Below are 9,095 nucleotides of genomic sequence, written 5' to 3'. Positions count from 1 at the left end.
CCGATCGGGGGAACCGGCCACAGCGTCGGTGCAGGCCGGGTGCCGGAGCGCGGTCAGCTCCAGCGGCGTCCGGTCAGCAGTTCGTACGCCTCCGCGTACTTCGCGCGCGTGCGCTCGACGACGGCCTCGGACAGCGGCGGGGGCGGCACCTCCGACCGGCGGTCCCAGCCGGACTCCGGCGACGCCAGCCAGTCGCGCACGATCTGCTTGTCGAACGACGGCTGCGACTGCCCCGGACGCCACTGGTCGGCCGGCCAGAACCGCGACGAGTCCGGCGTCAGGACCTCGTCCGCCAGCACCAGTTCGCCCGACGCGTCGAGACCGAACTCGAACTTGGTGTCCGCGAGGATGATGCCCCGGTCGCGTGCGATGTCCCGGGCGCGCGTGTAGACCGCGAGGGTCGCCTGCCGCAGGTTGGCCGCGAGTTCGGCACCCACCTGCGCCGCGACCTGTTCGTACGTCACGGCCTCGTCGTGCTCGCCGACCTCGGCCTTCGTGGTGGGCGTGAAGATGGGCGCGGGCAGTTCGGAGCCGTCCACCAGGCCCTCCGGCAGCGTGACGCCGCACACCGAGCGGGTCGCGGCGTACTCCTCGAGACCGGAGCCGGCGAGGTAGCCGCGCGCGACGCACTCGACCGGGACCATCTCGAGGCGGCGGCACACGATCGCGCGTCCGGCCCAGTCGTCGGGCGCACCGGCCGGAAGGTCGGTCGACACCACGTGGTTCGGGTAGAGGTCGGCGAGCAGCTCGAACCACCACAGCGAAAGCGCCGTGAGGATGCGGCCCTTGTCCGGGATCTCCGGGTCGAGCACCCAGTCGAACGCGGAGACCCGGTTGCTCGCCACCATCACGAGGTTGCCGTCCCCGTCCGTGTAGAGGTCGCGGACCTTGCCGGTGTGCACATGGACGAGGCCGGGCACCTCGACCGGCTCGGGCTTGGTGACGAAACCACTCACAGGTCTTCCCTCGGCTCGCTGTTCGGCTGAAGGCGTGGCGGCCGACACCGCACGCCCCGGTGCCGTGAGTCTTTCACGGCGCGCCGAAGGCGCCCTACCGGCGACCGCCCGCGCGCAGCCGCTCGAAGAGGTTGTGCGTCGCGCGCTGGATGCGTTCGTCGCGGTACTTGGGGTGGTTGAGGGCGAGCGACCAGTTGAAGGTGCCCGCGCAGAACATCAGGGTGCCTTGCGGGCTTTCGTAGATCGAGGTGTTCTGCGTGCGCCGGGCGCCGCTGCGCAACTGGTACGGCGACTCGGCCAGCAGCGCCTGCCGCGCGCCCGGCGGGATGGCCATCCCGGGTTCGATGCCGTCCGCCTCGCCGCCCACCACCTTGTCGATGGTGTCCCCGTCGCGCACCCCGGTGTTCGCCCACATCCAGTGCCCCGACGAACTCACCCGCAGCGGCGTCGGCGCCGCGACGATGCCGTTGTACTGGATGCCCAGGAACTCCTGCTCCGGACGGCGGATGCGGCGCCACATGTCCGTCGGCGCGGACAGCAGCGACGCACCCGGATCGCGGTCCTCACGCCAGCAGTTCATGACGCGGTTGGCGACGCCGCGCTCGTTCTTGTCGAACCGCACGTGCCAGTACATGTTGTTCGCGGTCAGCCACGCCTGGTTGACCCCCGCGCGGTGCGCCTCCTCGACGACCTCGCGCATCGGCGTCGACCAGTACTCGTCGTGCCCGGGGAAGACCAGCGCCCGGTACCAGCCGGGATCGACGCGGCGCGTCTCGATGTCGACGGTCGAGGCGTAGGTGACGTCGTAGCCGGAGCGCTCCATCCACGCGATCGCGCTCTGGTCGAGGTCGAATCGCGTGGGCGGCATGCCGTCGCCCATGAACGGCCGGTCGAACGAGACCTTGCGCGCCCGCGCCTGGTAGACGTTCTTCCCGTCCGGGCCGTAGCCGTAGTACAGGCTCTTCCCGGTACGGCCGTCCAGCGGGTACTGGTTGTACGCCTGGTAGGTCGAAAACGGCAGCACCACGAGGAAGTCCGCGGAGCGCCCGTCGTCGCGCACCACGAAGGCGGAGTAGTTGCGGTTGCCGCGCTCGTCGTCGAAGACCGCGAGGTACGTCCCCGACGTCCAGTCCTTCGGCACCTCCAGCGTCCAGCCCACCGGCCAGTCGCACGACAGCATGCCGCAGTCCTCGTCCAGCTTCGGGGCCTGGCCGGGCACACCGGTCAGGCGTGGGCTGCTGACCACATGCCGCGCGCCCGCGCCGCCGTAGTCGCCGAGGCGGTAGATGCCGATGGAGTACGCGCCCCCGGGGTTCACCGACATGTGGAAGTCGATGCGGCCGCCGAGACCGACGCTGGTCTCCGACGTGTAGCCCTTGATCTGGTGCGCGATGTCGTTGCCGACCCGGGTGCCGTTGCGCCCGGGCTTCCACGCGGTGGACCCCGTCTTGGCGTTCTCCGCGGCGATGCGGTGCGGATCGGAAGGCGGCACGGGCTGCCGCGAAGCGGGGGCCACCACGGGCGGCGCGGAAGACGCGGGCCCCGGCGTCGCCGGTCCCCCCTTGGGTGCGCCGTGCCCGAGCGGACGCGAGGCGGAACTGCCGGACTGCCCGCCCTCCGACCCGGATCGCCACCACACGAGCCCGGCGGCGGTCGCGCCGACGGCACCAAGCACGCCCAGTGCGCTCCGCCGATTCACCAACGGCACCTTGCAGCTCCTCGCGAATGGTCACGCCGACGACAAATCGGATATTAGCCGTCCAAGGCGTGCTGTCCGTGCGTGCGATCGCTCCCCGGCTTCCCGTGCGACCGGGTCGCCCCGCCAACCCTCTGACGTACGCCGAGGTCACCCGGTTGCACTATGCCGCGGCGTGCCGGATCCGCCGCCGCGTGGCCGCCCGGAACGCCGGGCACGCCCCCACGCCCTCAGCCACCCAGCCGGATGGGTTCGGCCGTGCGCACGCCGATGCCGTCCAGCCAGGCCCGCAGCGGGAGATCGTCATGGTCGTCGACGGCCTGCCCGACCAGCGCGGACACGTCGGCGGGGCGGCCGCGACCGTCGACCAGGACGGCGCCGTCGAGCCAGTCGACGCCGGCGTGCATGCGTCCGGTGTCGAGTGCGGCACACGACACGAGCGCGATGACGTGCTCGGTCATGCGCTCGGGGTCGAAGGCCTGCGTGTCGGCGGCCCGGTCGTGGTCGCCCGGGTCCTGGCCGGGCCGGACCCGAGGCCGGGCGGCGGCACCCTCGCGGATGCGGTCGAGCACCCGCCCCACGCACGCGGGTCCGGGCTGCCCGTCGGAGGCGTCGAGGGCCTCCACCAGGACGCCCGCCTTCGCTCGCCAGATCGGCTCGATCACGTTGGCCGGGTAGTCCGCCCAGCCGACCGCCTGCCGCGCCGAACGGTCCGCGAAGATGACCGCCGCGAGCCTCGACACCTGGGCGTCGACCCGCTCCGGCGCGGACAGCAGGTCGCACGCGGGACGCTCGGCGAGGCGCGCGCCGAATACGTCGGCCAGCCGGTCGCGCTGCGACAGTTCGGTCAGCGCCGCGACCACGCCGGCCATGAGGGCGTCCGGGTAGCGGCCCAGGTTCCAGGCCGGCGCGGCGAGCCGGGTCAGCAGGCGGTCCCATCCGGCGTACGCGAGCCCGACCTGCTCGTGCGCGGTCGCCCGCAGCGGGGCGTCCACGTCCTGCGCCCGGGAGGACGCCCACGCGGCGATGTCCCGCTCCATGATCTCGGCCTGACCCCGCGTCAGGTCGAGCAGTTGGCGGGCGAAGGCGCGCGGGACCCTGCGCAGCGGCGCGGTCCACGGGGAGACCCGGGCCGGCCGGATGCGCGCGGCGTACGGGTGGGCCAGCGCGTCGAGGCGCCGCACCCACGAACGGGCCGCGGCGACGGCCGGATCGGCGGCGGGCTCGGTGCCGGCGACGACGGGTGCCAGCAGCGCCCGGAGCTCGCCGACGCGCAGCCACCACAGGAAGGGCGCGCCGACCACGAGCACGGTCCGGGGGCGGCCCCAGAAGCGGCCGGGGTCCTGCTCCAGCCAGCTGTCGCACTCGGGGCACACGCGGACCGCGTCGGGCGCGGGCACGCCGAGGTCGGCGGCCAGCGAGGCGATCATGGTGTGGAACTCGGGGGCGTCGTCGGCCCGCAGCGTCACCGCGGCACTCGCGGGGCGGCGCACGAGGGCCAGCCCGAGAGCCGCCCACACGATCAGGGCGGTCAGGGCGAGGGCGACCGCGGCGAGCACGGTGCCCGGCAGTCCGTCACCCGCGCTGCGGTAAGCCCCCGTCAGGAGCAACGCCGCGGCGCCGAGTGCGCACAGCATCGCGCCTGTGCGCAGACGTAGGACACTTCTCGCCCGCGCACGGGCATCGGCGGCACCGGTCACCCGTTCGCCCCCATCCAGGATTTGGGGTGTCACTGAACACGGCCCGCTCGGTTACGAACCGCAGTGCTCGCACGATAATGCGACGAGTTCGCAGGGTCATCCCGTTCGGCGTGAACTCCATCCGCGAGAGTGAGCGGAAAGCCGGTTGGAGGGGCCGAACGGCACAGTTGCCGACAGACGACGCCAGTTCCGATCACGGCACCCCCGACGGAACGGCGATCCCGATCAGGCGGCGATCCCGCTCGGACGGCCCCCGGCACCGCCGTACTCGCCGACGACCGGACCGCGACGCGTCCGACGGTGCCGACGGACCAGTCGGTGCCGACAGGCCCGATCGTGCCGCCGGCCCGGTCGCGGCCGGCAAGCCTGATGGCGCCGCGCCGGGCCGGTCGCTGCCGACGGGTCAGACGGCGATCTCGCCCTTCACGGCCCGGGCCGCGATGTCCGTACGGTAGTGCGAGCCGTCCAGCTCGATGCGGGCAACCGCCTCGTACGCGCGGTCGCGTGCCGTCGCCAACGTGTCGCCGGTCGCGGTCACCGACAGCACGCGCCCCCCGGACGACAGCACACTGCCGTCCTCGGCCCGCCGGGTGCCCGCGTGCAGCACGTACGCGTCGGGCACGGACGCCGCGTCCGCGAGCCCGCCGACGGGGTCCCCGGTCCGCGGCGTCGCCGGGTAGTTCGCCGCCGCCACGACGACCGTCACGGCGGCGCCGTCCCGCCAGCGCAGCGGTTCGAGGTCGGCGAGCCTGCCCACCGCGCTCGCGTGCAGCACCGACGCCAGCGGGGTCCGCAGGCGGGCCAGCACGACCTGCGTCTCCGGGTCGCCGAAGCGGCAGTTGAACTCGATGACGCGCGGACCGCGCGAGGTGAGCGCCAGCCCCACGAAGAGCACGCCGGAGAAGGGCGTGCCGCGGCGGCGCATCTCGTCGATCGTCGGCGTGACGACCGTCTCCGTCAATTGGTCGACCAGGCCCTCGGGGGCCCACGTCAGCGGCGAGTAGGCGCCCATGCCGCCGGTGTTGGGGCCCGCGTCGTCGTCGCCGACCCGCTTGAAGTCCTGGGCGGGCTGGAGGGCGACCGACGTGGTCCCGTCGGTGATCGCGAACAGCGACACCTCGGGGCCGTCGAGGAACTCCTCGATGACGACCCGCTCACACGACGCGGCGTGCTCCCGGGCGACGGCGAGGTCGTCGGTCACGACGACGCCCTTGCCGGCCGCGAGGCCGTCGTCCTTCACGACGTACGGCGGGCCGAACGCGTCGAGTGCCGCGTCGGCCTCCTCGGGCGTCGTGCAGACGTACGAACGGGCGGTCGGCACCCCCGCGGCGGCCATGACCTCCTTGGCGAACGCCTTGGAGCCCTCCAGGCGCGCGGCGGTGCCGGACGGGCCGAAGCACGCGATGCCGCGGGCCCGGACCGCGTCGGCGCAGCCGGCGACCAGCGGGCCCTCCGGGCCCACGACCACCAGGTCGGCAGCCAGGTCGGCAGCCAGGTCGGCGACGGCGGCGGCGTTCATCGCGTCGACCTGCCGCAGTTCGGCGATCTCCGCGATGCCGGCGTTGCCCGGCGCGCAGTAGAGAGAGTCGACCGAGGGGTCGAGGGACAGCGAACGGCACAGCGCGTGCTCGCGGGCACCACTGCCGATGACGAGGACCTTCACGGGGTCGAGCGTAGTGCCCCGCATCGGCGGCACCCCGCGGGCGTCCGTGCCGTCGCACCTCGGGTCCCATCGCCCCCACACGTCACTTGTGCGCCTCTTGTACGGCTCCGGACATGGTTGGCCGGAAATCCGAGCGGCCACCAACCGCCGCGATGGCACATCTTGCGCACACCAGGGCGAACGGGTGTGCGATTCCCGCTATTCGGACAGCGACTCCCGAATTCCCGCCGCGGCGATATTTCGCTTTCGGCCAACCAACGAATCGACTGTGCACCGAGATGCGCGATAAAGCGGATGTAAGGCCTGGCCGGAAGAGTACTTCCACTCTTCCCCCCGAACGGTTGGCCGGGCTAACATGCGCATCCGTATTGACGCCTTCGCGCTGCATCTCCCATTGCCGGGGAAAAGCCGAATGCGTCTGGGTGGGATACTTCAAATCGGAGTCCGCATGAATAGCAGGCGAATTCTGTCCATTTCCGCCGCCACAATTCTCGGGGCGTCGCTGCTGAGTGGCACCGCGGTCGCGGAGAGTGCCGGGGCACCGGCCGGGGCCAAGGAGCACTGCCTGGTCAACCTGGACAACCGCAAGACCACGTGCTTCGCGACGTACCAGGAAGTACTCGACTTCGCGTCCCGCGGGGCCGGTTCGGTGAACGCCCGCACCGCCGCGACACTTTTGAACACCGCAGTGGCCACTCTCTGGGGCGGCTACAGCAGTGGCACCACTCCGTCGGCGACCCTGTGGTCCCAGGCCGGCTGCGGTTATGACGCGGACAACGTGCCGAGCACCATCAACGACAAGGCGAGCTCGGTCACCGTCACCGGCGGATGCCGGGTGAATCTCTGGCAGCATTCCGGCCAGGGCGGGAACTTCGAGGTCCACTACGGCGGATTCAGCACGCTGGTCTACGACAACCAGATCTCGTCGTGGGAGAGCTACCCCGGGTAAAAAGGTCGCCGGCACGGAGTCGGCCGGCCCGGGCGGCATGTCCCGGCCCGGCCGGGTCCTGCCGCCCGAATTACTCACCTACCGGTCAGCAGGGGCGGCAGCCCGGCGTTCCGGCAGAAGTCGGGGTCGTCCGAAGGGAACACCGCGGCGGCACCGTCGCGGACACAGGCCACGAGACCGGGCACCGGGTGCACGCGCTTCTGCTCGGACGCGCTGAGGTTGGGGTCGTTCGCGTCGACGACCACGGCGGGTGCCCCCGGCCTCAGCAGACCCAGGCCCCACATGTCGGCGCACAGTTCGGTCGCGGCGGCGGCGCTGTCCGTCTTGCCGGCCAGCCTGCCGAGTTGCGCGCTGCCGCCGTGGAACGGATCGGCGGTGAGGTCGGTGTCCGAGTAACAGTCCGCGCGGTCGATCACGGTCGCCCGCTCGGGCTGCGGATAGACCAGGGCCACCGCGACCCCGGTCGAGGTGGCGACCACGACGCTCATCGGGATCAGCCACCTTCGCCTCCTCCGATTGCGTCCGGAGAGGGTCCGGCGCGGTGTCGGCCCGACCCCTGTACGGGTCGACACCGCGCCGGGGCGCGAGACGAGGATGTCCTCGAGGGTGAATCGGGCCTGCTCGGAGAGTTCCTCCGTGACCGGTGGAGCTGGGTCGTTCGGCCGCATCAGCGTGCGGACGTCGTCCGTCAGACGCATCGCTCCTCCAAACCCACTCGTGCCGGGGCGCCCGGCGGTTCCGGCGCTTCCTCGGCAGCCTTGTCCTGACGGTCGAGTGCAGTCCTCAACCGGCGTTTCGCGCGGTACAGGCGCGCGGTGAACGCGGGCACTGAGCACTGCATGACCATCGCGGCGGTGGGGACGTCGAGTCCCTCCCAGCCGACCAGGGCGAGCACTTCGCGGTCCGTCTCGCCCAGGCTTTGCCATGCACTGACCACGGAGTTGCGCTCCGCGGTGCGATCGGCCAGATCCCGGGTCGGCGGGTCGGGTTCGACCATGAGCCGTGCCTCGAGCATCTGTCCGCGGTTCTCGGTGCGGTGGTGGTTTTGCACGACGCCGCGGCCGACTCCGTAGAGCCACGGAAGAGGGTCCAGCCGTGGCACGGTCTCCCAGCGCCGCCACGCAATCAGGAAGACCTCGGCCGCGACGTCGTGAGCGGCGTCGGGGCCGACGCGGCGCCAGGCGTAGCGAAGTACGGCGTTGTAGTGCTCCCGGTATATGTCCCGGAACGCCTCATCTCGCCCCACCTGCACCCCCTGCCCCTCTACCGTCGCCTGTCTATGTCCGGACGCCCCCGGTTCTTTGCAGGGTGCGCGGAACTTTTTTGAGAAGTTCCGCGGGACGCGGGGACGAAGCGGACAGAAGCCTGCCAAACGTTCTGACGCTATGTCAGGAAGGGGGCCGCAGCACAGAGTGCGGGCGAAAACGGATAGCCCAAAGCAGGCCGACCACAGCAGATCATGCGAACTCGGGTGAATTCCGCGGAAGAAGGGTCAGGCAAAGACGATCATGGAACCCTGACCGACACTCAGCTGCGCCGCGCGGTAGAGCACCGACCACACGAAGCGCTCGCGGCCGTACGGCGAACCGTCGTACGTCGGCAGCGGCATCGGCGGGTCGAGCAGGTCCACCCCGATGTACGGTGCCAGGTCCTCCAACTCGCGCAGCATCCCCAGGCTCGACCCGAGCGGCCCGCCGTCCTCCGGCAGCGGCTCGTCCATGAGCGGCCGCGGGAAGTCGACGGGCAGGTACGCCCCCGCGTGGTCGTAGTGCCACACCAGGTGCGAGTGCTGGGCCGCGGCCTCGAACGTCTCGAGCAGTTGGTCGTAGTCCTCGCCGAGCGTGTCGACCGGCGTCACCGGGAAGCCCGTGCGGTGCAGCAGATAGGCGCGGCGCAGGTAGTGCAGCGAGTCGTGGTCGAACGCGCCGACCGTCCAGACGCCCTTCTCCAGGCCCTCGGACCACGCGAAGACCGGCACCGGCGGGAGCCCACTGGCCGTCAGGACCGCGTCGTACGCCGCGAGTTCGTCCTTGAACGGGTTCTCGGGGTTGTGGCACAGCGCGTCGACGAGCGGGACGAGCCAGACGTCACAGTCCACTGTGCGAGCTCCAGGAGCGGTGAGAACGGGACG

General features: G+C 71.7%; 8 protein-coding genes. 1 reads left to right on the top strand and 7 read right to left on the bottom strand.

From position 1 onward, the window contains the following. Nucleotides 1–53: 53 nt before the first annotated feature. The 4 genes from AB0C36_RS09985 to purD form a co-directional block, all read right to left on the bottom strand. Complete coding sequence (locus AB0C36_RS09985; RefSeq protein ID WP_358351949.1) at nucleotides 54–956, bottom strand: phosphoribosylaminoimidazolesuccinocarboxamide synthase; 903 nt, start codon at nucleotides 954–956, stop codon at nucleotides 54–56. 94 nt (nucleotides 957–1,050) lie between these two features. Then, nucleotides 1,051–2,655 (bottom strand): N,N-dimethylformamidase beta subunit family domain-containing protein, encoded by a 1,605-nt coding sequence (locus AB0C36_RS09980; RefSeq protein ID WP_358351946.1) that lies wholly within the window; start codon nucleotides 2,653–2,655, stop codon nucleotides 1,051–1,053. A gap of 227 nt (nucleotides 2,656–2,882) precedes the next feature. After that, entirely contained in the window at nucleotides 2,883–4,289 is a 1,407-nt protein-coding gene (locus AB0C36_RS09975) for a hypothetical protein (protein WP_358351944.1), read from the bottom strand. 466 nt (nucleotides 4,290–4,755) lie between these two features. Next, complete coding sequence (gene purD, locus AB0C36_RS09970; RefSeq protein ID WP_358351954.1) at nucleotides 4,756–6,015, bottom strand: phosphoribosylamine--glycine ligase; 1,260 nt, start codon at nucleotides 6,013–6,015, stop codon at nucleotides 4,756–4,758. A gap of 448 nt (nucleotides 6,016–6,463) precedes the next feature. Between purD and AB0C36_RS09965 the strand changes: the two genes are divergently transcribed. Next, the gene (locus tag AB0C36_RS09965) at nucleotides 6,464–6,964 is read left to right on the top strand and encodes a hypothetical protein (RefSeq protein WP_358351942.1); all 501 of its coding nucleotides are present in this window, start codon (nucleotides 6,464–6,466) and stop codon (nucleotides 6,962–6,964) included. A gap of 74 nt (nucleotides 6,965–7,038) precedes the next feature. On the opposite strand, the gene AB0C36_RS09960 is transcribed toward AB0C36_RS09965, so the two are convergent. From AB0C36_RS09960 to AB0C36_RS09950, 3 genes are all read right to left on the bottom strand, one after another. Next, on the bottom strand, nucleotides 7,039–7,662 hold the full coding sequence (locus AB0C36_RS09960) for a hypothetical protein (protein WP_358351940.1): 624 nt from the start codon (nucleotides 7,660–7,662) through the stop codon (nucleotides 7,039–7,041). After that, nucleotides 7,653–8,210, bottom strand: coding sequence for an RNA polymerase sigma factor (locus AB0C36_RS09955; RefSeq protein ID WP_358351937.1), 558 nt, complete (start codon nucleotides 8,208–8,210; stop codon nucleotides 7,653–7,655). The genes AB0C36_RS09960 and AB0C36_RS09955 overlap by 10 nt, the downstream gene beginning before the upstream one ends. Nucleotides 8,211–8,456: 246 nt before the next feature. Beyond that, entirely contained in the window at nucleotides 8,457–9,062 is a 606-nt protein-coding gene (locus AB0C36_RS09950; RefSeq protein WP_358351934.1) for a putative DNA-mimic protein, read from the bottom strand. Between the last annotated feature and the right edge of the window lie 33 nt (nucleotides 9,063–9,095).

Origin of the sequence: Streptodolium elevatio (assembly GCF_040649515.1) — a bacterium.
GTDB lineage: Bacteria > Actinomycetota > Actinomycetes > Streptomycetales > Streptomycetaceae > Yinghuangia > Yinghuangia elevatio.
This window is presented reverse-complemented; position numbering and strand designations above follow the sequence as displayed.